19 protein-coding genes, 7 tRNA genes and 1 pseudogene are annotated in these 24,642 nt (G+C 72.8%); 11 read left to right on the forward strand and 16 right to left on the reverse strand.

Annotation, left to right across the window (positions count from 1 at the left end; genetic code table 11):
- Positions 1-22 precede the first annotated feature (22 nt).
- On the forward strand, positions 23-1,666 hold the full coding sequence (locus ACIRPK_RS02035) for a hypothetical protein (protein WP_403031588.1): 1,644 nt from the start codon (positions 23-25) through the stop codon (positions 1,664-1,666).
- A 75-nt stretch (positions 1,667-1,741) separates the two neighbouring features.
- Here ACIRPK_RS02035 and ACIRPK_RS02040 read toward each other — a convergent pair whose 3' ends face one another.
- Together ACIRPK_RS02040 and thrS are read right to left on the reverse strand one after the other, a co-directional pair.
- Positions 1,742-2,302: an HIT family protein gene (locus ACIRPK_RS02040; protein ID WP_403031591.1), complete on the reverse strand. Its 561-nt coding sequence runs from the start codon at positions 2,300-2,302 to the stop codon at positions 1,742-1,744.
- Between the two features lie 147 nt (positions 2,303-2,449).
- Positions 2,450-4,429 (reverse strand): threonine--tRNA ligase, encoded by a 1,980-nt coding sequence (thrS, locus tag ACIRPK_RS02045; RefSeq protein ID WP_403031594.1) that lies wholly within the window; start codon positions 4,427-4,429, stop codon positions 2,450-2,452.
- A gap of 234 nt (positions 4,430-4,663) precedes the next feature.
- On the opposite strand from thrS, the gene ACIRPK_RS02050 reads away from it, so the two are divergent.
- On the forward strand, positions 4,664-5,437 hold the full coding sequence (locus tag ACIRPK_RS02050) for an exonuclease domain-containing protein (protein ID WP_403031596.1): 774 nt from the start codon (positions 4,664-4,666) through the stop codon (positions 5,435-5,437).
- 68 nt (positions 5,438-5,505) lie between these two features.
- On the opposite strand, the gene ACIRPK_RS02055 is transcribed toward ACIRPK_RS02050, so the two are convergent.
- From ACIRPK_RS02055 to ACIRPK_RS02065, 3 genes are all read right to left on the reverse strand, one after another.
- Positions 5,506-5,577 (reverse strand) — tRNA-Val (locus ACIRPK_RS02055).
- A 171-nt stretch (positions 5,578-5,748) separates the two neighbouring features.
- A tRNA-Val gene (locus tag ACIRPK_RS02060) sits at positions 5,749-5,820 on the reverse strand.
- 55 nt (positions 5,821-5,875) lie between these two features.
- Complete coding sequence (locus ACIRPK_RS02065) at positions 5,876-6,310, reverse strand: TIGR02611 family protein (RefSeq protein ID WP_403031598.1); 435 nt, start codon at positions 6,308-6,310, stop codon at positions 5,876-5,878.
- 195 nt (positions 6,311-6,505) lie between these two features.
- Between ACIRPK_RS02065 and ACIRPK_RS02070 the strand changes: the two genes are divergently transcribed.
- The 3 genes from ACIRPK_RS02070 to ACIRPK_RS02080 all read left to right on the forward strand — a co-directional run bounded on the left by ACIRPK_RS02070 (position 6,506) and on the right by ACIRPK_RS02080 (position 8,290).
- Positions 6,506-6,919 carry an SsgA family sporulation/cell division regulator gene (locus ACIRPK_RS02070; protein WP_030056266.1) on the forward strand — a complete coding sequence of 138 codons (414 nt, stop codon included), beginning with the start codon at positions 6,506-6,508 and terminating at the stop codon, positions 6,917-6,919.
- Positions 6,920-7,175: 256 nt separating this feature from the next.
- Entirely contained in the window at positions 7,176-7,742 is a 567-nt protein-coding gene (locus ACIRPK_RS02075) for a CGNR zinc finger domain-containing protein (protein WP_403032705.1), read from the forward strand.
- A 38-nt stretch (positions 7,743-7,780) separates the two neighbouring features.
- On the forward strand, positions 7,781-8,290 hold the full coding sequence (locus ACIRPK_RS02080) for a DsbA family protein (RefSeq protein ID WP_403031601.1): 510 nt from the start codon (positions 7,781-7,783) through the stop codon (positions 8,288-8,290).
- Between the two features lie 34 nt (positions 8,291-8,324).
- On the opposite strand, the gene ACIRPK_RS02085 is transcribed toward ACIRPK_RS02080, so the two are convergent.
- The 3 genes from ACIRPK_RS02085 to ACIRPK_RS02095 form a co-directional block, all read right to left on the reverse strand.
- Positions 8,325-9,167, reverse strand: coding sequence for a GNAT family N-acetyltransferase (locus ACIRPK_RS02085; protein WP_403031604.1), 843 nt, complete (start codon positions 9,165-9,167; stop codon positions 8,325-8,327).
- A 183-nt stretch (positions 9,168-9,350) separates the two neighbouring features.
- Positions 9,351-10,166: an aminotransferase class IV gene (locus ACIRPK_RS02090; RefSeq protein ID WP_403031607.1), complete on the reverse strand. Its 816-nt coding sequence runs from the start codon at positions 10,164-10,166 to the stop codon at positions 9,351-9,353.
- The gene (locus ACIRPK_RS02095; protein ID WP_403032708.1) at positions 10,166-11,200 is read right to left on the reverse strand and encodes a chorismate-binding protein; all 1,035 of its coding nucleotides are present in this window, start codon (positions 11,198-11,200) and stop codon (positions 10,166-10,168) included. The genes ACIRPK_RS02090 and ACIRPK_RS02095 overlap by 1 nt, the downstream gene beginning before the upstream one ends.
- A gap of 301 nt (positions 11,201-11,501) precedes the next feature.
- On the opposite strand from ACIRPK_RS02095, the gene ACIRPK_RS02100 reads away from it, so the two are divergent.
- From ACIRPK_RS02100 to ACIRPK_RS02120, 5 genes are all read left to right on the forward strand, one after another.
- Positions 11,502-11,574: transfer RNA gene (locus tag ACIRPK_RS02100), tRNA-Gly, on the forward strand.
- A gap of 43 nt (positions 11,575-11,617) precedes the next feature.
- Positions 11,618-11,691 (forward strand) — tRNA-Cys (locus tag ACIRPK_RS02105).
- A 32-nt stretch (positions 11,692-11,723) separates the two neighbouring features.
- Positions 11,724-11,795 (forward strand) — tRNA-Val (locus ACIRPK_RS02110).
- A gap of 42 nt (positions 11,796-11,837) precedes the next feature.
- Positions 11,838-11,909, forward strand: a tRNA-Val gene (locus ACIRPK_RS02115).
- Between the two features lie 42 nt (positions 11,910-11,951).
- Positions 11,952-12,023: transfer RNA gene (locus ACIRPK_RS02120), tRNA-Val, on the forward strand.
- 211 nt (positions 12,024-12,234) lie between these two features.
- Here the strand turns inward: ACIRPK_RS02120 and ACIRPK_RS02125 are convergent.
- Positions 12,235-12,438 (reverse strand): hypothetical protein, encoded by a 204-nt coding sequence (locus ACIRPK_RS02125; protein WP_403031610.1) that lies wholly within the window; start codon positions 12,436-12,438, stop codon positions 12,235-12,237.
- Positions 12,439-12,868: 430 nt separating this feature from the next.
- On the opposite strand from ACIRPK_RS02125, the pseudogene ACIRPK_RS02130 reads away from it, so the two are divergent.
- Positions 12,869-14,095 (forward strand): annotated as a pseudogene (locus ACIRPK_RS02130) (protein kinase); the annotation flags it as partial.
- A 564-nt stretch (positions 14,096-14,659) separates the two neighbouring features.
- Here the strand turns inward: ACIRPK_RS02130 and ACIRPK_RS02135 are convergent.
- The 7 genes from ACIRPK_RS02135 to cbiE form a co-directional block, all read right to left on the reverse strand.
- Entirely contained in the window at positions 14,660-15,037 is a 378-nt protein-coding gene (locus tag ACIRPK_RS02135) for a VOC family protein (protein WP_403031613.1), read from the reverse strand.
- 150 nt (positions 15,038-15,187) lie between these two features.
- Complete coding sequence (locus ACIRPK_RS02140; RefSeq protein WP_403031616.1) at positions 15,188-16,315, reverse strand: FAD-dependent oxidoreductase; 1,128 nt, start codon at positions 16,313-16,315, stop codon at positions 15,188-15,190.
- Entirely contained in the window at positions 16,315-17,010 is a 696-nt protein-coding gene (locus tag ACIRPK_RS02145) for a TetR/AcrR family transcriptional regulator (RefSeq protein ID WP_403031619.1), read from the reverse strand. Before ACIRPK_RS02145 ends, ACIRPK_RS02140 begins: the two co-directional genes overlap by 1 nt.
- A 94-nt stretch (positions 17,011-17,104) precedes the next feature.
- Positions 17,105-17,911 carry a TrmH family RNA methyltransferase gene (locus ACIRPK_RS02150; protein ID WP_403031622.1) on the reverse strand — a complete coding sequence of 269 codons (807 nt, stop codon included), beginning with the start codon at positions 17,909-17,911 and terminating at the stop codon, positions 17,105-17,107.
- A 55-nt stretch (positions 17,912-17,966) separates the two neighbouring features.
- A complete protein-coding gene (gene cobA, locus ACIRPK_RS02155) occupies positions 17,967-19,199 on the reverse strand; it encodes a uroporphyrinogen-III C-methyltransferase (protein ID WP_403031625.1) in 1,233 nt (410 codons plus the stop codon).
- A 115-nt stretch (positions 19,200-19,314) separates the two neighbouring features.
- On the reverse strand, positions 19,315-22,551 hold the full coding sequence (cobT, locus tag ACIRPK_RS02160; RefSeq protein ID WP_403031628.1) for a nicotinate-nucleotide--dimethylbenzimidazole phosphoribosyltransferase: 3,237 nt from the start codon (positions 22,549-22,551) through the stop codon (positions 19,315-19,317).
- Positions 22,552-22,984: 433 nt separating this feature from the next.
- Complete coding sequence (cbiE, locus tag ACIRPK_RS02165) at positions 22,985-24,244, reverse strand: precorrin-6y C5,15-methyltransferase (decarboxylating) subunit CbiE (protein ID WP_403031630.1); 1,260 nt, start codon at positions 24,242-24,244, stop codon at positions 22,985-22,987.
- Positions 24,245-24,642 lie beyond the last annotated feature (398 nt).

Below are 24,642 nucleotides of genomic sequence, written 5' to 3' on the forward strand. Positions count from 1 at the left end.
AAGGGGAGGAGGGGAGGCCGCCGTGACCAAGCTCGACATGACCCCGGGCGCGCAGATACCCCGTACGGACGTCGGGCCGCAGACCGCGGTCACGCAGCTGCTCTCCTCGGCGGCCTACCGGGACACCGAGGTCGAGGCGCTCACCGCGCTCGAAGGCGTGAAGCTCAAAGAGGGCAAGTTCTTCAAGCTGTTCCGGCCCAGCACGGGCGAGGCGTTCAGCCGGGCCGTGCTCGACCGCACCATCGGCAAGGGGCGGAATCCGCTGGTGCCCTCGTTCGGCACCGACACCCGGATGGTGGTCGAGCACTGCCTGGCCGCGCAGGAGCTGCGGGACGCCCGCGACCGCGAGCTGATGGTGGTCACCATGCTCACCGGCGTGCTCTTCCTGCCCGGCACGCTGATCTGGCTCGCGGTGTTCTACGGCCGCGCCTACTTCAAGAAGACCTCCCCCGGCCGGGAGGGCTTCTACAACGCCGTGCTGGTGCTGCTCGCGGTCGGGCTGGCGGCGCTGCTCGCGCTCCGGCCGCCGGTGGGCGGCGTGTTCGGGCTGTACTTCCGGGTGATGACGCTGGCGCCGGTGATCGGCTGGTTCGTGGCCAAGCGGATCTGCCTGCGGTTCACCATCGAGCTGCGCGAGCGCTGGGGCGGGCTGGTGGCGGGCAGTGCGCTGGCGGCCACCGTGCCCAAGGCGGTGCCCAAGGACGACCTGGACAAGAAGGCGGCCGAGCTGCGCGCCTCGCTGGAGCGGCTGACGGTCGAGCAGGAGACCAACGTCCACCACTACGCGGGCTCGAAGGGCCTGCTCGGTGCGGGGCTGCGCTGGGGCGACTGGCAGGTGGTGGAGGAGCTCCGCCCGGCCGAGGGCCAGGTGGACTTCCGGGCCTTCCACCCGTGGGACCTCGCCCGCAGCATCAGCGGCCGGCTGGGCACGCTCGGCCAGAGCGAGGTGTCGGGCGGCGGGATGCCGCACATGGCGGTCCAGCAGTGGCTGGTGGTGGACATCCCGGAGGGTGCGGACGAGATCGGCCGGCCGTCCGGGGCGGACATGGACGGCTACCGGATGCGTGACTTCGCGCTCCAGACGATCGCCAACCGGCAGACCCTGGGCACCGACAGCCGGCACCGCACCTCGGTGCAACTGGTGCTCCACAAGGGCCAGTTGGTCTCCACCGTGCTGATAGGCGTGACCGTGATGGGCAACATCCTGCGGGTCTCGGTCTCCGGTCACGCGCTCGGCCCGCTGCACGGGCTGTTCGGTGCCAAGCCGAAGCCCAAGGAGATCAAGGTCCCGAAGACCGGCAAGTTCTGGGAGGAGCGCACCGTCGTCCTCCCGCTGGTGAACAACGACGACGTGGTCCGGCAGGCCCTGCGCGCGCCGTTCCACAAGTTCCCCACCCTGCTCGGCTGGCTGGGCGGCGGGGTCGCACTGCCCGAGCCGTTCTCGCTCCGCGGCTCCTGGGCCGACCGGACCTGGACCAGCCGGTTCAAGTCGGACGACGTGCTGTTCAGCGCCACCCCGGTGGTGAACGCCGTGATGGCCGCCACGGTGGAGTTCCTGGCCGAGCACGACGTCAACGTCGACCGGTTCAGCAACCGGATCGGCATCCTCAGGTCCGAGATGCAGGGCGTCCGCCCGTTCAAGGCCGACAACTACGACGCGGGCTGACCCCGGCCGGGCGGAAAAGTGGGGCCGCACCGGTCGGTGCGGCCCCACTGTCGTGTCGTCAGCCCTGCCGTGCGGTCAGCTCTGCGGCCACGCCTCGGCGAGCATCTTCCGGGTGTCGGCCAGCAGTTGGGGCAGCACCTTGGTGTGCCCCACCACCGGCATGAAGTTGGTGTCCCCGCCCCAGCGCGGCACCACGTGCTGGTGCAGGTGCGCGGCGATCCCGGCCCCGGCGGCGGCGCCCTGGTTCATCCCGATGTTGAACCCGTGCGCACCGGAGGCGGCGCGCAGCGCCGTCATGGCCCGCTTGGTGTAGTCGCCCAGCTCGGCGGTCTCGGCCGCGTCCAGCTCGGTGTAGTCCGCCACGTGCCGGTACGGGACGACCATCAGGTGGCCGCCGTTGTACGGGTAGAGGTTGAGCACCGCGAAGACCGAACCGCCCCGGGCGATGATCAGCCCGTCCTCGTCGCTGAGCGCGGGGATCGAGCAGAACGGGCAACCGTCGTCCGGTGCGGGCCCGGTGGGCTTGTTCTCGCCCTGGATGTATGCCATCCGATGAGGCGTCCACAGGCGCCTGAAGCCATCCGACTCCCCCACGCCCCGCTGCAGTTCCGGCTCACTCGTCATGCTGATCAGCATATTCGCCGGATCGGCTGTGCATAGCAGTGCGGGGCAGACTCGTTGAAGAGCCTGCCCCGCAAACCCCGCTGACGCGGGGACTACGTCCTCACCGGACCCGATGAACTTCTCGGGGTCGGGATCACTCCCGCCTGCGCGGGACCTCGGTCAGACCTGGATCCGGCGCTGGACGGCGTCGACGATCTCGGCGACCGCCTCGGCCAGCGGCACGCCGTTCTTCTGCTCGCCGTTGCGGTAGCGGAAGGAGACCGCGCCCGCCTCGACGTCGTCGTTGCCGGCGATCAGCATGAACGGCACCTTGCTGCGCTGGGCGTTGCGGATCTTCTTCTGCATCCGGTCGTCCGAGGAGTCGACCTCGACCCGGATGCCCTGCTTCTTCAGCTCGGCCGCGACGTCCCGCAGGTACGGGATGTGCTCGTCGGTGATCGGAATGCCGACCACGGTGACCGGGGCGAGCCACGGCGGCATGGCGCCGGCGTAGTGCTCCAGCAGCACCGCGAAGAACCGCTCGATCGAGCCGAACAGCGCCCGGTGGATCATGACCGGCCGCTGCCGGTTGCCGTCCGAGCCCTGGAACTCCAGCTCGAAGCGCTGCGGCAGCTGGAAGTCGACCTGGATGGTCGACATCTGCCAGGTGCGCCCGATCGCGTCCCGTGCCTGCACCGAGATCTTCGGGCCGTAGAACGCCGCACCGGCCGGGTCGAGCACCAGCTCGAGGCCCTGCTTCTCGGCGGCCGCCCGCAGGGTCTCGGTGGCCTCCTCCCAGTCCTCGTCCGAGCCGATGAACTTCTCCGGGTCCTTGGTGGAGAGCTCCAGGTAGAAGTCGTTCAGCCCGTAGTCGCGCAGCAGGTCCAGCACGAAGGTGAGCAGCGAGTCGAGCTCGTCCGCCATCTGCTCACGGGTGCAGTAGATGTGCGCGTCGTCCTGGGTGAAGCCGCGGGCCCGGGTCAGGCCGTGCACCACGCCGGACTTCTCGTACCGGTACACGGTGCCGAACTCGAAGAGCCGGAGCGGCAGTTCGCGGTACGAGCGGCCGCGCGAGCGGTAGATCAGGTTGTGCATCGGGCAGTTCATCGGCTTGAGGTAGTAGTCCACCTCGCCGTCGAGCTTCATGGGCGGGTACATCCCGTCGGCGTACCAGTCCAGGTGGCCGGAGAGCTCGAACAGGCTGCCCTTGGTGGCGTGCGGGGTGTAGACGAACTCGTAGTCCGCCTCCTCGTGCCGCTTGCGCGAGTAGTCCTCCATCACCCGGCGCATGATGCCGCCCTTGGGGTGGAACACCGCCAGGCCGGAGCCGATCTCCTCCGGGATGGAGAACAGGTCCAGCTCAGAGCCCAGCTTGCGGTGGTCGCGCTTGGCGGCCTCCTCCAGGAACTCCAGGTGCGCCTTGAGCTCGTCCTTGGTCGGCCACGCGGTGCCGTAGATGCGCTGCAGCATCGGGTTCTTCTCGCTGCCGCGCCAGTAGGCGGCCGCGTTGCGCATCAGCTTGAACGCCGGGATGTGCCGGGTCGACGGCAGGTGCGGGCCGCGGCAGAGGTCGCCCCAGCAGTGCTCGCCGGACTTGGCGTCCAGGTTGTCGTAGATGGTCAGCTCGGCGCCGCCCACCTCGACGTCCGCGCCCTCGCCCGCGCTGGCGGCCGACCCCTTGAGGCCGATCAGCTCCAGCTTGTACGGCTCGGCGGCCAGCTCGGCGGTGGCGGCCTCGTCGGTGACCACCCGGCGGGAGAACTTCTGCCCGCGCTTGATGATCTCCTGCATCTTCTTCTCGATGGCCTTGAGGTCATCGGGGTGGAACGGCTTCTCGACGTCGAAGTCGTAGTAGAAGCCGTCCTTGACCGGCGGGCCGATGCCGAGCTTGGCCTCCGGGAAGAGCTGCTGCACGGCCTGCGCCATCACGTGCGCGGTGGAGTGCCGCAGGATGTCCAGGCCGTCCTTGCTGGAGATCACGACGGGCTCGACCTCGTCGCCGTCCTGGACCTGGTACGCCAGGTCCTTCAGCGCGCCCGCGACCCGGGCCGCGATGATCGAGCGGTCGTCGGCGAAGAGCTCGGCGGCGGTAGTGCCCGTGGTCACCACGCGCTCTTCCCGATCGGGTTCGCGGTTGATGATGATCCGGACGTCGGTCACCGGTCTCTCCTGACATCTGTGGGCCGCAGCACCATGCTGCGCGAGTCCGATGGTACCGAGAGCGGAGGCCCGACCGCGCACCCATATACCCCTGGCGGCGACGACGCGTCGAACGGCGGGATTGAGGGGGCGTCAACTGCGGTATCACCAAGGCAGAACGCCGCTCTGCCCGGCGCGCCACTGGTCCTCGGTGGCGCGCCGGGCACCGCCAGGTGGTGATCGGGGGCCGCAGCCGTGCCACACACTCCGCCCTGGTATCAGGGCCCACTCGCCTCTTTCGACACCGAGACCACCGGTGTGGACGTCGAGACCGACCGGATCGTCTCGGCCGCACTGGTGGTGCAGACCACACCCACCGCTCCGGCCCGTACCGTGAGCTGGCTGGCCGATCCGGGGGTACCGATCCCGGACGCCGCCCGCGCCGTGCACGGGATCACCGACCAGCGGGCCAGGGACTTCGGCCGGCCGCCCCGGGTGGTGGTCGCCGAGATCGCCCGCGCGCTGGCCGAACAGGCCCTGGCGCACGTGCCGTTGGTGGTGATGAACGCCCCGTTCGACCTCACCCTGCTGGACCGCGAGCTGCGCCGGCACCGCGGCCTCTCACTCGCCGAGAGCCTGGGCCGGACCGAACTGCTGGTGCTGGACCCCCGGGTGATGGACAAGTACGTCGACCGCTACCGCAAGGGCCGCCGCACCCTCACCGACCTGTGCGCGCACTACGGCGTGATGCTGGACGGCGCGCACGACGCCACCGCCGACGCGACCGCCACCCTGCACCTGGTCCGCGCACTGGGCCGCAGGTACGCGGCCCCGCTCGGCGGGCTGACCCCGGCCGAGCTGCACCTGCGTCAGGCGGTCTGGCACGCCGCCCAGGCCCGGGGGTTGCAGAACTGGTTCGACCGCGAGGGCACCCGGGAGCGGGTGGACTTCGCCTGGCCGCTGCGCCCGGCCCGCTGCGCCTGCGGCCGACGGCTCGCCCTCGACCACCGCTGCGAGGCGGCGGCCTGAGCACCGCTTCCGGGAACGACTCAGGCCCCGACCGAACTTCCGGTCGGGGCCTGAGTGTTGACGCCGGGTGGGCGATACTGGGATCGAACCAGTGACCCCTTCGGTGTGAACGAAGTGCTCTCCCGCTGAGCTAATCGCCCGGGCAACGAGAAGAAGACTAGCACCACTTGGGGGTGACTCCGCAAACCGGATCCCCAGCTCCCGTACCGGCCGCGGGGACTGATGCGGAATCAGCCCGCCCCGGAACAGAACCCGGAAAGAGCAGAAGGCCCCGGCCAATTGAATTGGCCGGGGCCTTCCGTGCATTCCGGTGGGCGATACTGGGATCGAACCAGTGACCCCTTCGGTGTGAACGAAGTGCTCTCCCGCTGAGCTAATCGCCCGGGTGCAGGGAAAACATTACCGCATGCCGCGGGGTGCTCCGAACACCCCCGGCGGTCAGCTCAGCTTCCACGGCATGGTGAGCCCGTACTTCCACAGGTACCAGCCGCCGAGGCCCGCGATGATCACCACGCCGACGGCGGTGATGATGAGGTTGCGCCGCCGCACCTCGGGGTCGAGCGCGCGCTGTGCCGCCTCGGTCACCTTGCGTTTGGTCCACCGCAGCACCAGCTGGGCCCAGACGAACTCGGTCGCCCAGATGCCCATGCCGAGGAAGATGACCACCCAGCCCGGACCGGGCAGCGGCAGCATGACCACGCCGAGTGCGACCACCGCCAGGCCGACCAGGAAGATCGCCACCTGCCAGCTGAGGTGCAGCGGCCTGGACCGTCGGATGAAGTGCGGAGCCTTGGATCCGAGACCGGCCTCCGGGGTCTCGGCCGGCGCCTGCGCCGGGCTCGCGGGCTCGGGATTGTCGTTTCGTACAGCCATACGGCGAAAACTACCGGAGTCCCCAGTCCTGGCGCGGCCGTTCCGGCTGCCGTAGCGATTCTGCAATGCGCCGGAAGGGGTACGACTCGCGCCTGAATCGGGACAGACGGGTTTACACCGGGCTTTCAGGTGGGATGGTCCGTTCGCCGACGTGCGATTCCCCGAGCGCACACTGAGCGAAAGGCCCTGGCGCTTATGAACACCACGGTCAGCTGCGAGCTGCACCTGCGCCTCATCGTGTCCAGCGAGTCGTCACTGCCCGTCCCCGCGGGCCTGCGCTACGACACTGCCGACCCCTATGCCGTGCACGCCACCTTCCATACGGGTGCCGACGAGACCGTCGAGTGGGTGTTCGCCCGCGACCTCCTCGCGGAGGGGCTGCACCGACCCACCGGTACCGGCGACGTCCGGGTGTGGCCCTCGCGCAGCCACGGTCAGGGGGTGGTCTGCATCGCCCTGAGTTCTCCGGAAGGAGAAGCCCTGCTGGAAGCCCCGGCTCGCGCGCTCGAGTCTTTCCTCAAGCGCACCGATGCCGCGGTGCCACCCGGCACCGAACACCGTCACTTCGACCTCGACCGGGAACTGTCCCACATCCTCGCCGAGAGCTGACCGCCTCGACGTCCGGGTACTCCCGCCACCGCGTCCGTCCTACTCGGGGGCACGGTCGCACTCACAGCCGCCCAGCAAGCGGCCTCGGGGCCAGGCCCCGGTTCGCCCATCCCAGGTGCGGACCGGGGTCTTCGCCCGTTCCGCCACCGGGCCGGGCCCGGCCGAGGACACCGCGCCGCCACCGGCACTCCCGGTAGAGTCCACCGTGACGACCGACGCGGGGGCCGCCGGCCCCTCGCCGCGCGAGGAGCCCCACGTGCTGATCACCCATGACACCGAATGCGCGCTGGGCATTCTGGTCGAGCTGCTCAACACCTCGGCCGATGCCTGCGGCAGCGAGCAGTTCCCGGACCTGGCGGCCCTCGGCGCCTTCGTCGCCCGGCACCGGATCAGCGAGGTCGACTCGCTCACCGCCGCCGACCTGGCGGCCGTCCACCGGCTCCGGACCCGGCTGCGCGAGGTGTTCTCGGCCGACTCCACCGTGCAGGCGGCCGAACTGGTCAACGCGGTGGTCGCGGCCGCCGGCACCACGCCCCGGCTGACCAACCACGACCAGCACGACTGGCACATCCACTACTTCGCCCCGCACGCCGCCCTGGGCGACCACCTGGCCGCCGAACTGGGCATGGCGCTGGCCTTCATCGTGATGGCCGGCGAACGCGAGCGGCTGCGCCGCTGCGAGGCGCCGGACTGCGCCCGGGTCTTCGTCGACCTCTCCCGCAACCGCTCCCGCCGCTACTGCGACAGCCGGACCTGCGGCAACCGCCTGCACGTGGCCGCCTACCGGGCCCGGCAGCGGGCCGAGACCGTCAGCACGGGCTGACGACCTCGGCAGCCCGTGGCGGATGGAAGACTGGGGGCATGACCGACGCCCCCCTCCCCCGCCTCGAGTTCTGGTGCGACCTCCAGTGCCCGGACTGCCGCACCGCCCTGGCCGACGTACGGGCGCTGCGCGCGCAGTACGGTGACGCCTTGGCCATCGAGCTGCGGCACTTCCCGCTCGAGAAGAACAAGCACGCCTACCCCGCCGCCGAAGCCACCGAGGAGGCCTTCGCCCAGGGGCAGGGCTGGGCGTACGCGGAGGCCCTGCTGGCCCGCTGCGAGGACCTCGCCAGGGCCGGGCAGCCGGTGCTCACCGCGCTGGCCGGTGAGCTCGGACTGGACGCCGAGGAGGTCGAGCTCTCCCTGATCGACGGGCGGCACATGCTGGTGGTCGACGCCGACCAGGCCGAGGGCAAGGCGATCGGCATCACCGGCACCCCGACGTACGTGATCGCCGGGCAGCGGCTGGACGGCGGCAAGAGCCAGGACGGGCTGCGCGAGCGGATCGTCGCGATCATCGAGGCGGCCCGGACCGGCGCGGAGCAGTGAGCTCGGGCCGGTGGGTTCGGGCCGGCCGGTGGGCTCAGGCCAGTGACTTGCCCATGATCCGACGGGTGGTCCGGTAGCCGAGCGACTCGTAGAGCCGGACCGCCACGGTGTTGCCGCTGAAGACGTTCAGCCCGAGGCGGCGCACCCCGGCCGCCAGGCACTCGCGTTCGGCGAGCAGCATCAGGGCCCGGCCGTACCCGTGGCCCCGGTGCTCCGGTTCGACCGCGACGCTCATCACCCAGGCCAGCGCCTCGCCGTCCGACTGCACCTCCTGACGGAGCGTCAGCCACAACGACCCCAGCAACACGCCCTGCGCGTCCGTGAGTTCGCGCAGGGCGGTGCCCGGGGTGGCATGCCCTTCACACAGCAACCGCTGATGGTCGTTCTCCACCTTGGCCCGGGCGGCCTGCTCGCCGACACCGGAGCCGGTCAGGTCGTGCAGGTACCCCGCCTTGGTCTGCTCCAGCCAGCTCCCGTACCGCTCCGGGCCGATTGGACGGACCGTCAACTCCATTGGCAGATCTGCTGGTTGGGCAAGCTCCTGGACCATGTTCAGCATCCGCTCGGTGTAGCCGAGGGTCTCGGCCAGTCCGCGCGCGGCGTCGTTCCCGGCGGAGAAGCTGACGTCCACCCGCCGACAGTCCCACGCCCGCAGGACCTCCTCCGCAGCCAGCGCCCCGACGGTGGCCCGGCCGCGCCGCCGCCCCTCGGTGACCTCCAACTGGGAGATCTCACCCCAGAGCTGGTCCCCGTACGGCCGCGCACTGGTCCGCAAGCCGCCCACCGGCCGCCCGTTCACACAGATCAACCACCGCCGGCTCCGCCCCCCACTGGGCAGCAACTCCTCGGGGGACTCCGGACGTAAGGTGGTGGTCATGCGGTGACCTTTCCCCTCCGCACTCCGAGCAACCCACCCAGGGGCTCGGGGAACTGCGACGCCGGCCCGTGCGAGGTGATCGTCGGGTAGGTGGTCAGGCACTTTCGCCGTGATGCCCGCCGACCACGAGCCGTCGCCGTTCCCCGAGCCCCTGGTGGTGCACCTTGCTGCGCCGCCTGACGATCAGGGATCGAGGTCGTCCGCCGCGCGCTCCGCGAACTGGGCCATCGCCTTGAGGGTGACCGGCCCCGGGGCGGGGAGCTCGCGGCCGTCGATCCGCCCGATCGCCTGGACGTCCCGCAGGGTGGAGGTGAGGAACGCCTCCTCCGCCTCGGCCAGCACCTCGAACGGGAGGTCCGTCTCCTCGGCGCCGGTCCACTCGATCACCAGTTGCCGGGTGATGCCGGCCAGGCAGCCGGAGGCGAGGGTCGGGGTGAGCAGCCGGCCACCGAGCACCACGAAGATGTTCGACCCGGTCCCCTCGCAGAGCTGTCCCGCCGTGTTGGCGAAGATCGCCTCCGAGGCACCGGCCCGGTGGGCTGCGGCCAGCGCGACCACGTTCTCCGCGTAGGAGGTGGTCTTCAGGCCGGCCACCGCGCTGTGCTCGTTCCGGCGCCAGGGCACGGTGTGCACGGCGGTGGTGTCGGGCCGCCGGGCGGCGCTGCCGAGCGCGATCAGCAGGGTGGTCGGGTCGGTGCCGCGCTCGGAGCCGAGCGGGGAGATGCCGCCGGTGCAGGTGATCCGGAGCCGGCCGAGCGGCATCGGGTTGGCGGCCAGGACCCGGGCCACGCCCTCGCGGACCAGCTCGTGGTCGGGGGCGGTCAGGCCGAGGCCGTGGGCGGAGCGGCTGAGCCGGTCCAGGTGCCTGGTGAGGGCGAACGGCTGCCCGTCCACCGCCTTCACGGTCTCGAAGACACCGTCGCCGACGGTGAGTCCGTGGTCGAGGACCGAGACGGCGGCGTCGCCGTCGTCGACCAGGGAGTCGTTGACCCAGATCATCAGTTGCTGCTCCTAAGGTGCGGTGCCGTGCCCGACGCTATCGCGACCAGCCGGGCGGCCTTGAGTTCGGTCTCGTCCCACTCGCGCTCCGGGTCCGAGCCCCAGGTGATCCCCGCGCCGGTGCCGAACCGCAGCACCGGGGCGCCCGGATCGGCCCGGTCGATCCAGAACGTCCGGATGCCGACCGCGAGTTCGGCTTCGCCCCGGTCCGCGTCCACCCAGCCGATCGCGCCGCAGTAGGGGCCGCGGGCGGCGGTCTCCAGCGCGTCGATGATCCGCAGTGCGCTGGACTTCGGGGCGCCGGTGACCGAGCCGGGCGGGAAGGTGGCGTCGAACAGCGCGCCCCAGCCCGCGCCGCCGTGCAGCCGGCCCGCGACGGTGGAGACCAGGTGGACCAGGCCGGGGTGCTTCTCGACCACGCAGAGGTCGGGCACCGTGACGCTGCCGGTGTCGCAGACCCGGCCCAGGTCGTTGCGGACCAGGTCGACGATCATCACGTTCTCGGCGTGGTCCTTCGCCAGCAGGTCGTGCTCGGTCCGGCCGGTGCCCTTGATCGGCCCGGAGGAGACCGCCCGGCCGTCCCGGCGCAGGTACAGCTCGGGCGAGGCGGTGGCGATCTCGACGCCGTGCTCCGGCAGCCGGAGGGTGCCCGCGTACGGGGCCGGGTTGCCGTGCGCGAGCAGCCCGGTGAGCGCGTCGATGTCGCTCCGGGCCGGATCGGGCAGCGGCGCGGAGAGCACCCGGCAGAGGTTGGCCTGGTAGACCTCGCCCGCCGCGATGTGTTCGCGGATCCGGCGCACGCCCGCCGTGTAGGCGTCCCGGTCGAGCGAGCTGTGCCAGCTGTCCGGCGCGGGGCCGGCCCACCCGTCGGTACGCGGCGGAGCCGGGTCCGGCCGGACCTCGTCGAAGCGGGCGCAGGTGAGCCGGCCCTCGAAGTCGTACGCGACGGCCCAGAACCCGGAGCCGTCCAGCACCGCCGGATCCGAGCTGACCTCGCGCAGGCCGGTCGCCAGCCGCCCGCCGAATCGGGCCATCGGGGCGGCGGTGGCATGGGGTGCGGTGCGGCCGGACACGGTTCTCCTGCGCGGTTTCGGTGCTGCTCCGGGCGGTACAGGACCAGGAGCGGGGAGGGACTGCGGTGGCTTGAAGTGTAGGTCGGAGGGGCTCTCCGGGGTCGGCCACGGACCCGCCGGGAAGCTGACGGGGTGCCACTTCGGAGGCACCCCGGCGCCACGCTGCGGGAACGGAATTTGAGCTGGCCCAGGAATCCGCTAAAGTTCAACACGTCGCCGGGAAACGGAGCCGCAAACAAGCGGTGAAGTGACCGGGAGACAGGCGGACGTGGCTCAGTTGGTAGAGCATCACCTTGCCAAGGTGAGGGTCGCGAGTTCGAATCTCGTCGTCCGCTCGACGAAGAACAGTGTAGGGTCGTTCTTCTGTGTGTGTTGCCTGGTGGAGTGGCCGAGAGGCGAGGCAACGGCCTGCAAAGCCGTGTACACGGGTTCAAATCCCGTCTCCACCTCCAAGAGGTGTCCCTGGTTCGCCAGGGCCCTCCCCGCGCGATTAGCTCAGCGGGAGAGCACTTCCCTGACACGGAAGGGGTCACTGGTTCAATCCCAGTATCGCGCACTCGGTCCCCTCGGGTCCGACTGCTGTACCGCACCACCACCCGCGCGATTAGCTCAGCGGGAGAGCACTTCCCTGACACGGAAGGGGTCACTGGTTCAATCCCAGTATCGCGCACTCGGACCTCTCGGGTCCGACTGCTGTACCGCACCACCACCCGCGCGATTAGCTCAGCGGGAGAGCACTTCCCTGACACGGAAGGGGTCACTGGTTCAATCCCAGTATCGCGCACCGCAGTTCGAAGGGCCGTGATCCGACACCGGATCACGGCCCTTCCTGCGTCCGGCAGTTGGTACGGCAGCAGGGGCCGGGTACGGGTCGCCCTCACCGACGACCCGTGCCCGGCCCCTGCTCGTGCTGCCGGAGTGCGGTGCACCGTCTCCGCCCGTCCGCGTTGTCCCTGACGGTGCACTCCCGGCCGACGCCGACCTCTCCCCAGAGGTCAGCGCCCGATCAGATCGGCGACGGCCCTGGTCTGTGTCGCCAGGTGCTCCCAGCCGCCGAAGAACAACAGCAGGGCGACGGCGAAGGGGAGCACCATGGCCACGGCCACCGCCGGGTGCCGGGTGCCCTGCTCGGTGGAGCGGGCGGGCGCCTGGCGGATCCCGATGCGGCGTCGGCCGGCTTCGGTGAGCTGGGTGGCCATGGTCGGTGCTCCTGCCTTCTCTGTCGTGGTCCCTGAGCTGGTGTCAGCGTCGCGGTGGGCGGTTCACCTCGGGGGACGAGCCGGGCCGCCCACCGCTATGAACAAAGGTATGGGGAGCCACCGACGGGGTCGTCATGCCCGCGTACCGTCGGTGGGCATCCCCGAGGATGACGCCGGGTCACCCCGCGTACTACCGGAGGCGGAGACCGGGTGGCGGCGATCCCCGAGGCAACCCTGAGAGCTACCCCGAGGGGATGCTCCGGCGCTGGTCGGTGCGGCCGTCCGGGCAGATCCGACAATCCGACCGGCCTGCCGGGTGTTGCGTATCAGCACACCGCAGCACGGAGTCCGTAAGCTGTGCCGGAACAGGATTCTGACGGTGGCCCAACCGACGGGGTCTCACCCTTCAGGCTGACGGGAAGAACTGACTATGGCGATGATGCGGCTGAGGCGTGAGGACCCCCGCATCGTCGGCCCCTACCGGCTGCACCGTCGGCTCGGCGCCGGCGGCATGGGGGTGGTCTACCTCGGGTCGGACCGCAAGGGTCAGCGGGTCGCGCTCAAGCTGATCCGGGCCGAGTTGGCCGAGGACGCCGAGTTCCGCACCCGGTTCGCCCGCGAGATCGCAGCCGCCTCGAAGATCCGGGGCGGCTGCACCGCTCGGGTGGTCGCCTCGGACATCGAGACCGAGCGGCCCTGGCTGGCCACCGCGTACGTCCCCGGGCCCTCGCTGTACAAGCGGGTCGGCGAGGAGGGGCCGCTGCCCTGGCCGGAGGCGGCCCGGATCGGTGCCGCGCTGGCCGACGGGCTGGTCAAGGTGCACGAGGCCGGGGTGGTGCACCGCGACCTCAAGCCCTCCAACATCCTGCTCTCGCCCAAGGGTCCGCGGATCATCGACTTCGGCATCGCCTGGTCGCGCGGCGCCAGCACGCTCACCCACGTCGGCACCGCCGTCGGCTCCCCCGGCTTCCTGGCGCCCGAGCAGGTCAGGGGGGCGGCCGTGACGCCCGCCACCGACGTGTTCGCGTTCGGCGCCACCCTGGCGTACGCCCTCACCGGGGACTCGCCGTTCGGCTCCGGCGCCTCCTCCGAGGTGATGCTCTACCGGGTGGTGCACGAGGAGCCCGACCTCTCCGCCGTCCCGCCCTCGCTGGCGCCGCTGGTCCGGGCCTGCCTGGCCAAGGAGCCCGCCGAGCGGCCGGCCGCCGCGGCGCTGCACGAGCGGCTGACCGAACTCGCCTCCCGGGGCACCGTACTGGCCCCCGCCGCCCGCCGGGCCGGGCCGCCGGTGGGCGTCGCCGCCCGGCCGCAGCCGGCCCGCCGCCCGGCCGGTCCCGGCCGCCAGTCCAGCACCGCCCCGATGCCGCAGGCGCACACCGCCGAGCCGCCGAGGGAGCGTCAGGACGGCCGCCCCGTACCGCCGCCACCGCGCCAGGGCGGCCCGCAGCGGGACCGCCAGCACACCCTGCCCGGCCGACCCGGCGAGGCCAGGCGCCGGCTGCTCCGGCAGCGGGTGGTGGTCTTCGTCACCGTCACCGTCGGGGTCGCGCTGGCCATCGCGGCCGCCCAGGGCTGCGAGAGCCGCGGCAACCAGGGGCTGCCCCCGGCACCGGCGGTGACTGCGCCCGGCGCCTCGGGCCCCCCGCTCCCGGTCTCGATCGACGGCGTCCAGCCGTCCGCCGCGCCGTTCGCGGCGGTGGCCAAGGGCTCCGCCGACGCCGGGCTCGGCCCCGCCGTCGGCGTCGCGCTGCCTGCGGTGGACTGGCCCGACCGCAGCTACGCCGACCTCTCCGGCGGCCCGGCGATCCGGCTGCGGGACGGGCGTTCGGCGGTGGAGGGCGTGCAGGTCGCCCTCACCACCGTGCTGCCCGCGCGCTACCACGGCGCCCCGGCGGCCCTGGTGGTGCTGCGCCGGGCCGAGGGTTCGGCGCCGGTCGACCTGGTGCAGCTGTACGGCTTCAGCGGCGACACCCCCGTGCTGCTGGCCTCGCGCTCCTCGGTGGCCGATCCGCAGGCCACCGCGGCCTGGCGGATCGAGAGCGGTGCACTGGTCCGGGAGGAGCGGGTCTCGCACACCGGGGCCGGTTCGACGACGCGTTACACCGTGCGCGGGGACGGGCAGTTGGAGGAGTCCTGGCCGGGCGCCGGGGTCTCCGGCGGCACCGGTGGCAACGGTGGGACGGGCGGCAGCTGACAGCCACCGCCCGCCCCTGAGGGTCCGTCAGCCGCCGTACGGGCGGGTGATGATCTCCAGGCCGTGGCCCGCCGGGTCGAGGAAGTAGACCCCGCGCCCGCCGTCGTTGTGGTTGATCTCACCGGGCCGCTCGAAGTGCGGGTCGGCCCAGTAGGTGATCCCCGCCTGCCGGATGCGCTCGAAGGCGGCGGTGAACTCCTCCTCCGAGACCAGGAAGGCGTAGTGCTGCATCACGATCTCGGCCGGGACGGCCGCGAAGTCGAGGGTGACGCCGTTGGCGGTGGCCACCGGGACGAACGGCCCCCAGGGGGTGCCGACCTCCAACCCGAGGATGTCGGCCAGGAATCGGGCGGACTCCTGCGCGTTCAGCGCGTGGACGATGGTGTGGTTGAGCTGGACTGCCATGAGTGGAATGCCTCCGAAGGCACTCACGACACCTCCATGCCTCACCCGGCCGGTGACCGGCACGCGATGTCGTCTGCGGACGATCCTAGGTCGCCGTCCGCCGCCGGTCGAGCCCGGTCGCCAACTCCGCCTCCCCGTCGAGGGGTTCGGTCAGCCGGCGAACACCTTGAGCAGGCCGAGCGGGGCGTCGTCCTGGAAGCAGAGCACCAGGTTGCCGGCCGACGCGGCGGCCGCAACCTCGGACCGGGCGAACATCTCCTGCTCGTACGCCGCGAGGGCCCCTTCGGTGTCGGCCGGGTGGGCCGCCAGCGCCAGGGCGAGTTCGGCGCCGTCCAGCATCGCGAGGTTGGCGCCCTCCCCGGCGAACGGGGACATCACGTGCGCCGCGTCCCCGAGCAGGGTCACGCCGGGGACCCGGGCCCACCGGTGGCCGACCGGCAGCGCGTGGATGGCCCGGGGCGTCAGTGCGCCGTCCGCCTCGGTGACCAGCGCGCGCAGGCTGTCGTCCCAGTCGGCGAACTCCGCCAGCAGTGCGGCCTTGGCGGCCCCGGTGTCGGTGAAGTCGACCGCGTCCGCCCAGTCGAGCGGCACCTTGAGACTGGCGTAGACGTGCAGGCTGCCGTCGCCCTCCCGGTGCGCCAGGAAGCCCCGGCCGCCGCCCAGCGCGAACAGCATGCCGCCCCCGACCACGGCGGCCTCGGCGGGGTGCCGGGCGTCCGCGTCCACCAGGTCGAGCTCGACCATCGTGACGCCGGTGTACGTGGGTTGGGCGTCGGAGAGCAGCGGGCGCACCTTGGACCAGGCCCCGTCCGCCCCGACCAGCAGGTCGGCGGTGAACCGGCCGCCGTCGGCCAGGGTGACCTCGTACGGGCCGGCGCCGCCGGACCGGACCTCGGCGACCTTGGCGCCCCAGCGCACGGTGCCCTCGGGCAGCGAACCCAGCAGCAGGTCGCGCAGCCGGCCCCGGTCCACCTCCGGGCGGCGGCCGGCGCCGTCGTCCGACTCGGCGTGGTGGACCACGGCCTGACGGTCCAGCACCCGCACCGCCTCGCCGCCGGGGTGGACCAGCGCGCGGAACTCCTCGTACAGCCCGGCGGCCCGCAGGGCGACCTGGCCGGACTCCTCGTGGATGTCGAGCATGCCGCCCTGACCCCGGGCCGCCGGGGAGGACTCCAGGTCGTACACGGCCGCCGGGATGCCGTGCACGTGCAGGACCCGGGCCAGGGTGAGGCCGCCGAGGCCGCCTCCGACGATCGCGATCGGGTGGTGAGTGGTCATCACGCTGCTCCTTCGGTGGGGTGCGGGGCCGGGGTGTGCAGCACCCCGTTGATCTGGACCTGGATGCCCCAGGAGAGCCGCTGCCACGGGGCGCCGGAGACCAGCTCGGGGGCGAGTGCGGCGGTCCGGGGGTGGGTGCCCGGGTCGGCGCCGTGCAGGGCGCGGGTCAGGGTGTCCCACTCCTCCCGGGCGTCGGCCGCCTCGCCCCGGGTGGCGTGCTCGGCGGCCGTGGCGGTGGCGTACTGGAGCAGCACGTCCACCCCCCAGGCCGCCTGACGGTCCGGCACCCCGCCCTGCTCCAGCAGGGTCAGCAGGGTCTCGACCAGCCGCAGGTAGTGCCCGCCGCTCGGACGGGCCACCAGGGCCGAGCGGGCCAGCGCGGGGTGCGCGAGCAGCACGGTGGTGTACTCGGTGAGCAGGCTCTCCAGGCGCTCGCGCCAGCTGCCCTCGGCGGGGGTGGCGAGGGTGCCGAGCAGCTCGTCCAGGATCGCCGCGTGCAGCTCGGCGGTGTTGGCGACGTAGACGTAGAGCGAGGCCGGGCCGGTGTCGAGCTCCTGGGCCAGCCGGCGCATGGTGACCTTCGGCAGGCCCTCGGCCCGCATGATCTCCAGGGCGGCGGCCAGGATGACGGCCCGGCTCAGGGCGGGCTTGGCCGGGCGCTCACGGCGGCTGCGCGGTTCGGTGGGCGGGGTCATGCCTCCAGCGTAACGAACATGTTCGCTCCGAACAAGGCCGTGGCGAACATGTTCGTCCGATGGAGTGACGAAGACCTCGGGAACCGGCCCGGGCTCAGACCCCGGCGTTCACGGCGTAGAAGGTCACGGCGGCGGCCGCGCCGACGTTCAGCGAGTCGATCCCGTGCGCCATCGGGATCCGGACCCGGCGGTCGGCGGCGGCGAGCGCGCGGTCGGTCAGGCCGTCGCCCTCGGCGCCGAGCATGACGGCCGCCTTCGGGATCAGGTGCGGCGCGGCGGCGGGCAGGTCGTCCGCCCCGGCCGGGGTGAGCGCGAGCAGCTCGAAGCCCGCCGCACGGACGGTCTGCAGCGCGGCGGGCCAGGGGTCCAGCCGGGCGTACGGGACCGCGAAGACCGCGCCCATCGAGACCTTGACGGCCCGTCGGTACAGCGGGTCGGCGCAGTCCGGCGAGAGCAGGACGGCGTCCATCCCGAGGGCGGCGGCACTGCGGAAGATCGCCCCGATGTTGGTGTGGTCGACCAGCCCCTCAAGGATCGCCACCCGGCGGGCGGTGGCCAGCAGTTCGGGGGCGGTCGGCAGCGGCTTGCGCTCCATCGAGGCGAGCGCGCCCCGGTGCACGTGGTAGCCGGTGACGGCCTCGGCCAGGCCCGGTTCGACCACGTGCACGGGCGCCGGGGTGTCGGCGATCACGTCGGCCATCACGTCGAGCCACTTCGCGGTGAGCAGCATCGACCGCATCCGGAACCCGGCCGCCACCGCCCGGCGGATCACCTTCTCCCCCTCGGCGATGAACAGGCCCTCGGCGGGTTCGCGGCGGCGCCGCAGCTCGACGTCCGTCAGGTCCGTGTAGTCGGAGAGCCTGGGGTCGGCGGGGTCGGTGACGATGCTCGGTTCTACCACCCGTCGATCTTGACACAGAGCAGCCCCGGGCCCGGCAGGGGCTCGGGGCTGCTCGTCAGCCGAGGACGTGCACGACCTCGCCGATGACGATCACGGCCGGCGGCTTGATGCCCTCGGTGGTGACCACCTCGGCGACCGTGGCGAGGGTGGCGTCCACCCGGCGCTGGGCGGCGGTGGTGCCTTCCTGGACCACCGCGACCGGGGTGTCGGCGGAGCGGCCCGCCTCGATCAGCCGGGCCGCGATCGCGCCGATCTTGTCGACGGCCATCAGCAGCACCAGGGTGCCGGTCATCCGGGCGGCGGCGTCCCAGTTGGTCAGCGAACGCTCGTCCGGGCCGACGTGGCCGGAGATCACGGTGAACTCGTGCGTCATGCCCCGGTGGGTGACCGGGATGCCGACCGCCGCCGGGACGCTGATCGAGCTGGAGATGCCGGGCACCACCGTGACCGGGATGCCCGCCTCGACGCAGGCCAACAGCTCCTCGCCGCCCCGGCCGAAGACGTACGGGTCGCCGCCCTTGAGCCGGACCACGAACCTGCCCGCCTTGGCGTGCGCGATCAGGGTCCGGTTGATCGCCTCCTGGGCCATGTAGCGGCCGTACGGGATCTTGGAGGCGTCGATCACCTCGACGTGCGGCGGGAGTTCGGCGAGCAGCTCGCGCGGGGCCAGCCGGTCGGCGACCACCACGTCCGCGTCGGCCAGCAGCCGGCGGCCGCGCACGGTGATCAGGTCGGGGTCGCCCGGGCCGCCGCCGACCAGTGCGACGCCCGCGCCGTGGGCGCGGAACTGACGGGCCGCCAGCGAGCCGTCCCGCAGGCCCTCGACGATGGAGTTGCGCAGCGCGGCGGAGTGCCGGGGGTCGCCGGTGAGCACCGAGACGGTGGCGCCGCCGTCCCGGCCGGAGGCCGGGGTCCAGGCGGTGGCGGCGGCGGCGTCGTCGCTGCGGGCGCAGAACACCCGCAGGCGCTCGGCCTCGGCGGAGACGGCGGTGTTGACGGCCGGGTCGTCGGTGGCGACCAGCGCGTACCAGCTGTCCGCGAGGTCGCCCTCGGCGTAGCCCCGCCGGTGCCAGGTGAGCTCGCCCGCGTCGGCCATCGCCTGCACGGCGGGGGTGGTGGCGGGCGAGATCAGCTGGATGTCCGCACCGGCCGCGATCAGCGCGGGCAGCCGGCGCTGGGCCACCTGGCCGCCGCCGACCACGACGACCCGGCGGCCGGTGAGCAGCAGGCCCACGGGGTACGGGGTACGGCCCTCGGTGCTGGGGTGGGGGTTGGGCGCGGTGCTCATCGGCGGTGCTCCTGGGGGCGGGGAGGAGAGGGTTCTACGGTGGTACGGCGGCACGACCCCGCACCGGCGCGCCCTCGGGCCGGTGCGGGGATACGGCAGGACTGCTGCGGGGGCGTCAGTTCTTCTCGGTGACGCCGGCCGAGTCGAAGGTGGCTACATCGTGCATCGCCCGGGCCGCACTCTGCACCAGCGGGAGGGCCAGCAGGGCACCGGTGCCCTCGCCGAGCCGCAGGTCCAGCTCGATCAGCGGGCGCAGGCCGAGCTTGGCCAGCGCGGCCTGGTGGCCGGGCTCGGCCGAGCGGTGCCCGGCGATGCAGGCCGCCAACACCTCGGGGGCGATGGCCTTGGCGACCAGTGCGGCCGAACCGGCGATCACGCCGTCCAGGATCACCGGGGTGCGCAGCGAGGCGGCGCCGAGCAGGAAGCCGGCGATCGCCGCGTGCTCCAGACCGCCGACCGCCGCCAGTACGCCGATCGGGTCGGACGGGTCCGGCTGGTGCAGCGTCAGGGCGCGGCGGATCACGTCGATCTTCCGGGCGTGCGTCTCGTCGTCGATGCCGGTGCCGCGACCGGTCACCTCGGCCGGGTCCACCCCCGCGAAGACCGCGATCAGGGCGGAGGAGGCGGTGGTGTTGGCGATGCCCATGTCGCCGGTGATCAGCACCTTGTTGCCGGCCGCGACCAGGTCGCGGGCGGTCTCGATGCCGACCTCGATCGCCTTCAGCGCCTCGTCCCGGCTCATCGCCGGACCCTGCGTCATGTCGTCGGTGCCGGGCTTGACCTTGCGCGGCAGCAGGCCGGTGGTGCGGCCCTGCTGGATCGGGTCGGGCAGCTCGGCGGCGACGCCGACGTCCACCACGCAGACCTCGGCCCCGACCTGGGCGGCGAAGGCGTTGACCACCGCTCCCCCGGCCAGGAAGTTGGCCACCATCTGGGCGGTGACCTCCTGCGGCCACGGGGTGACGCCCTGGGCGTGCACGCCGTGGTCACCCGCGAAGATGGCCACGCAGCCGGGCTCCGGGATCGGCGGCGGGCACTTCCGGGACAGACCGCTCAGCTGAGCGGCGATGATCTCCAGCATGCCGAGCGAACCGGCCGGCTTGGTCATCCGCTTCAGCCGGTCCCACGCCTCGCCGAGCGCCTTGGCGTCCAGCGGACGGATGCCGCGCAGGGTGTCGGCGAGCAGACTGGACGGCTCCTCGCCGGGCAGCGCGCGGTTGCCGTACTGCTCCTCGTGCACCACCCAGGAGAGCGGGCGCTTCTTGGCCCAGCCCTGCTGCTGGAGCTCGGGCTCCTCGGGGAACGAGTCCACGTAGCCGACGCAGAGGTACGCGACCACGTCGAGGTGGTCGGGCAGGCCCAGCTCGCGGACCATCTCCTCCTCGTCGAAGAAGCTCACCCAGCCGACGCCCAGGCCCTCGGCGCGGGCGGCCAGCCAGAGGTTCTCCACCGCGAGGGCGGCCGAGTACGGCGCCATCTGCGGCTGGGTGTGGCGGCCCAGGGTGTGCCGGCCGCCCCGGGTGCGGTCGGCGGTCACCACGATGTTCACCGGGGTGTCGAGGATGGCCTCGATCTTGATTTCCTTGAACTGCTTGGCCCGCGCCTTGGGCAGCGAGTCGGCGTACGCCACCCGCTGACGCTCCGCCAGTTCGTGCATCCGGCGGCGGGTCTTGGCCGAGCGGATCACCACGAAGTCCCACGGCTGCGAGTAGCCGACGCTGGGCGCGGTGTGCGCGGCCTCCAGCACCCGGATCAGCACCTCGTGCGGGATCGGGTCGGGGCGGAAGCCGTTCCGGATGTCGCGGCGCTCGCGGATCACCTGGTGGACGGCGTCGCGGCCGGCCTCGTCGTAGGCGGGGGCGGCGGGGCCCCGGTCCACCTCGGGCTCGGGCTCTTCCGCGGCCTCCGTCACCGGGGCGGCCTCGGGCTCGGGCTGGGGCTGGGCCACGGCTTCGGCTTCGGCTTCGGCTTCGGGCTGAACGGCCGTCAGCTCGGGCTGGGCCGGCTCCGGGGCCTGGAACTGGGCCGGGAAGGACGCGGGCGTCAGTTCGCCGCTGACGGTCTCGGCGGACGGGACGGCCTCCGGGCGGGGCTCCGCCTCGACGGTCGGCAGACCGTGCGGGGCCGGGGCGGCCAGGAACGCGGAGATCCGGCCCGGCTGCCGGGCCGGAGCGGCGGCCTGGGCCGGGATCGCGACGGGCTCGACCGGCGCTTCGGACACTGCTTCGACCGGGGCTTCGACGGCGGTCGGCTCGGCGACCACGGGCTCCGGGACCTCGACGACCGTGGGCTCGGCGGCCACCGGTACCTCCGCGGACACCTCGACCGGGACCTCGGCAACCGGCTCGACGGCCACGGGCTCGACCACGATCGGCTCGACGGCGGGAACCTCGACCGGCACCACCGGGTCCTCGACGGCCACGACGACCGGCTCGGCCACGACCGGGGCCGGCTGCACGGCCGGGACCTCGACGGGCTGCTCGACCAGGACCGGGGCCGGGGCCTCGACCGGCACCTCGACGGCCACCGGCTCGACCACGATCGGCTCGACGGCCGGGGCAGGCTCGACCGGCGCGGGCTCGGTGACCACGGGCTCGACCGCCACCGGCTGCTCGACCACGATCGGCTCGACGGCGGGAACCTCGACCGGCACCACCGGGACCTCGACCACCACGACCGGTTCGGCCACGACCGGAGCGGGCTCCACCGGAGCGGGCGCAGCCACCGGAACCGGCTGGACCACCACCGGCGCGGGCACGATCGGCACGCCGTACGCCGGGGTGCTCCCCGAGGGGCCCCGGTCGGCGAGCGAGCGGACCGGGACGTGGCCGGTCATCAGTGAGGGGTCCGGGATCGGCGGACCGGCGTGCAGCGGGCGGCGCGGCGGCTGAGGGGCCGTCACCTGCTCGCGCGCCGGGGCGGCGGCCGGTCGGCCGAGGGACTCCGGGGCGGGTTGAGCAACCGGTTCTGCAACCACGGGGGGCAGGCCGACGGCCGGCGGGGTGAGCGGCGGCCAGGAGGGCTCGACCGGCTGGCCGAGCGGGGCCGCGAGCGGCTCCTCGACCGCACGGAGCGTCATGGTGTCGATCGGCGGAGCGGTGGCGGCGGGGTCGCTCATCAGGACCGTCTCGACCGCCCCGTGCACCGCCGCATCGCCCCAGGAGACCTGCGGACCGGGCATCAGGAGCACGTCCTCGTCCTCGTCCAGCCCGTCCGGCTGGTCGAGGAAGGTGTAGGCGGGATGGGGATCGGCACCCGGCGCCGGGACGCCGTCCGGGCGGCCGAGCGGGTCGGCGCCGCCGAGCAGGTGCTCGGGCAGGCCCTCGCTGAGGACGTGGCCGCCATCGGTCATCTCAAAGCTCCTTCCGGGCGCTGCCGCACCCTTGGCGCGGTGATCGCCGACCGCCGCGCCCAATTCTCCGCTCGGGGCGGGCCGTGCTCCCGCCCGTTCATCCGTCCGTCCTCCGGCCCGACGTCCGCCGTGCCGTGCTCCCGACCGGTGCGCTGCCCGTGGGAGGGGTGGCACACCATCAGAAACAACGACAGCCCGGGACAACCGGCACGACCGCACCGGGGCCCGATGGCATTCTTCCGGGCCGACCTGCTTCACGTCGAATGTCCGGGACCGCTCCGGCCTGTGGGTTCCGCCACGTCAGAAAGGTGGCAGACAGGACGAACTGGACACGAACCGTCGATCGCAAGCGCACTCGAAGGGCTTACCTTACCGGCCATCCCCGCTCGACTTCCGAACCGGTGTCCGATTCGCGCGGCTTGTCGAACAGCCGTCAGGAGCCCTGTTCGCCCCAGAGGACCAGGCTCTGCTCCCCCGGCCCGAGCCCCAGCCCGGGCGCGCTGCCGTGCGCCGGCCCGAGCGACGTGGACTGCAGGAGTGCGCCGTCCACCCGGTATCCCGCGCCCGCGATGGCGGCCCGGATCTCCTCCGCCTCGCCCAGCGAGTGCGCGACCGCGACCAGCCGCTCCGGCCGGCGGGCGAGCACCGCCCGGACCACCTCGGCACCGCCGGACTCGACCACCACAGCGTCAGGTTCGGGCAGGCCGCCGAGCACCTCGGGGCCCACCCCGTGCACCACCTCGACCTCGACCCCGTACCGGCGGGCGTTCACGGTGATCTGCGCGCAGGCCGAACGGGACGCCTCCACCGCCACCACCGCAGCACCGAACCGTCCGATCTCCACCGCCAGCGCACCACTGCCCGCGCCCACCGCCCAGAGCAGCTCGCCGGGCACCGGACCCAACCGGGCCAGCGCCAGCGCGCGGACGTGCGGGGGCAGCGCGGTGCCGGCGGCACCCGCCGGGGCCGCGCCGCGCTCCGCACCCGCGTACGCCTCGGCATCCAGCGCCCAACCCCGGTCCGGCCCGGGGAAACCGAGCGGACGGCCGGCCAGCCAGCCGGAGGTCTCGGTCGGCGCGTGGTTCGGGCCCGCGCCGCCGATCACCAGCACCACCGCCGGGTCACGCCAGTCATGGTCCGGCACCCGGTCCGAGGTGAGCACCGTGACGGTTTCGTCGTCGGTCCCGAGCGCCTCGCACACCACGAACGTACGGTGCACCCCACGGAGCATCAACGCGAGCTCGCTCGGCCCGGCCCCGGCGGTGGTGAGCACCGCGACCTTCGGGTACGCCCGGCAGATGTTGGCCGCCCGGCGCAGCCGTCCGCCGTGCGCACTGACCACCTGGGCGTCCTCCCACGGCATCCCGGCCCGGGCGAAGGCCGCGGCCACCGAGGAAACCGCAGGCAGCACCTCCAGTTCGAGCCCGTACTCGGGACGGCGCAGCTCCCGGACCACCCCGAAGTACCCCGGGTCGCCCTCGGCCACCACCACGGCGGCGCCCCGGTGCTCGGCGATCCGACGGGCGGCCTGCTGCACACTGCCCAGCGGCAGCCGCTCGGCACCGGCCGGGACCGGCAGCGCGGCCAGCTGGAAGGGCGCCCCGGCCACCAGGGTCGCGCCCGCGAGGGCCGAGGCGGCTGCCTCGGTCAGTGGAGTGCCGTCCCACCCGATGACCGTGATCCGGTCCGCCATCTACCGCTGCTCCCTCAGTCCACCTGACGGCCGGTCGGCCCCCGCCCCGAGGCTACCGGCTGGCGCCCACCGAACACGGCAAACTCGCACAGCCGTACGGGCTGCACCTTCGCAGGCGCTCAGCCTTTTACCGGGCACCCGGGTCGGGGGTCCAGGCTCGGGGGCTGCACTTTCGGCACAACGTCCGGTTGCACCACCCAGGGGCTCGGGGCTGCACTTTCGGCAGGACGTCCGGTTGCACTACCCAGGGGCTCGGGGAACTGCGAGGAGATCTGGCGTGCGGGTCACTGCGAAAGTGCCTGACCATCTACGCGACGATCACCTTGCACGAGGCCGGCGTCGCAGTTCCCCGAGCCCCTGCTGTGCTGAGCCACCTGCCAACGGTCGGCGGCGCCCAC

The organism is Kitasatospora sp. NPDC101801 (assembly GCF_044766665.1).
Taxonomy (GTDB): Bacteria; Actinomycetota; Actinomycetes; order Streptomycetales; family Streptomycetaceae; genus Kitasatospora.

Bases quoted from the DNA above. Each gene is read 5' to 3' on its own strand.
- ACIRPK_RS02085 (WP_403031604.1), bottom strand. From the start codon at position 9,167: ATGACCACCACCTTACGTCCGGAGTCCCCCGAGGAGTTGCTGCCCAGT.
- ACIRPK_RS02095 (WP_403032708.1), bottom strand. From the start codon at position 11,200: ATGGCCCGATTCGGCGGGCGGCTGGCGACCGGCCTGCGCGAGGTCAGC.
- ACIRPK_RS02070 (WP_030056266.1), top strand. From the start codon at position 6,506: ATGAACACCACGGTCAGCTGCGAGCTGCACCTGCGCCTCATCGTGTCC.
- cobT (WP_403031628.1), bottom strand. From the start codon at position 22,551: ATGACCGATGGCGGCCACGTCCTCAGCGAGGGCCTGCCCGAGCACCTG.
- ACIRPK_RS02135 (WP_403031613.1), bottom strand. From the start codon at position 15,037: ATGGCAGTCCAGCTCAACCACACCATCGTCCACGCGCTGAACGCGCAG.
- cobA (WP_403031625.1), bottom strand. From the start codon at position 19,199: ATGAGCACCGCGCCCAACCCCCACCCCAGCACCGAGGGCCGTACCCCG.
- ACIRPK_RS02140 (WP_403031616.1), bottom strand. From the start codon at position 16,315: ATGACCACTCACCACCCGATCGCGATCGTCGGAGGCGGCCTCGGCGGC.
- cbiE (WP_403031630.1), bottom strand. From the start codon at position 24,244: ATGGCGGACCGGATCACGGTCATCGGGTGGGACGGCACTCCACTGACC.
- ACIRPK_RS02065 (WP_403031598.1), bottom strand. From the start codon at position 6,310: ATGGCTGTACGAAACGACAATCCCGAGCCCGCGAGCCCGGCGCAGGCG.
- ACIRPK_RS02040 (WP_403031591.1), bottom strand. From the start codon at position 2,302: ATGCTGATCAGCATGACGAGTGAGCCGGAACTGCAGCGGGGCGTGGGG.
- ACIRPK_RS02125 (WP_403031610.1), bottom strand. From the start codon at position 12,438: ATGGCCACCCAGCTCACCGAAGCCGGCCGACGCCGCATCGGGATCCGC.
- ACIRPK_RS02080 (WP_403031601.1), top strand. From the start codon at position 7,781: ATGACCGACGCCCCCCTCCCCCGCCTCGAGTTCTGGTGCGACCTCCAG.
- ACIRPK_RS02090 (WP_403031607.1), bottom strand. From the start codon at position 10,166: ATGATCTGGGTCAACGACTCCCTGGTCGACGACGGCGACGCCGCCGTC.
- ACIRPK_RS02145 (WP_403031619.1), bottom strand. From the start codon at position 17,010: ATGACCCCGCCCACCGAACCGCGCAGCCGCCGTGAGCGCCCGGCCAAG.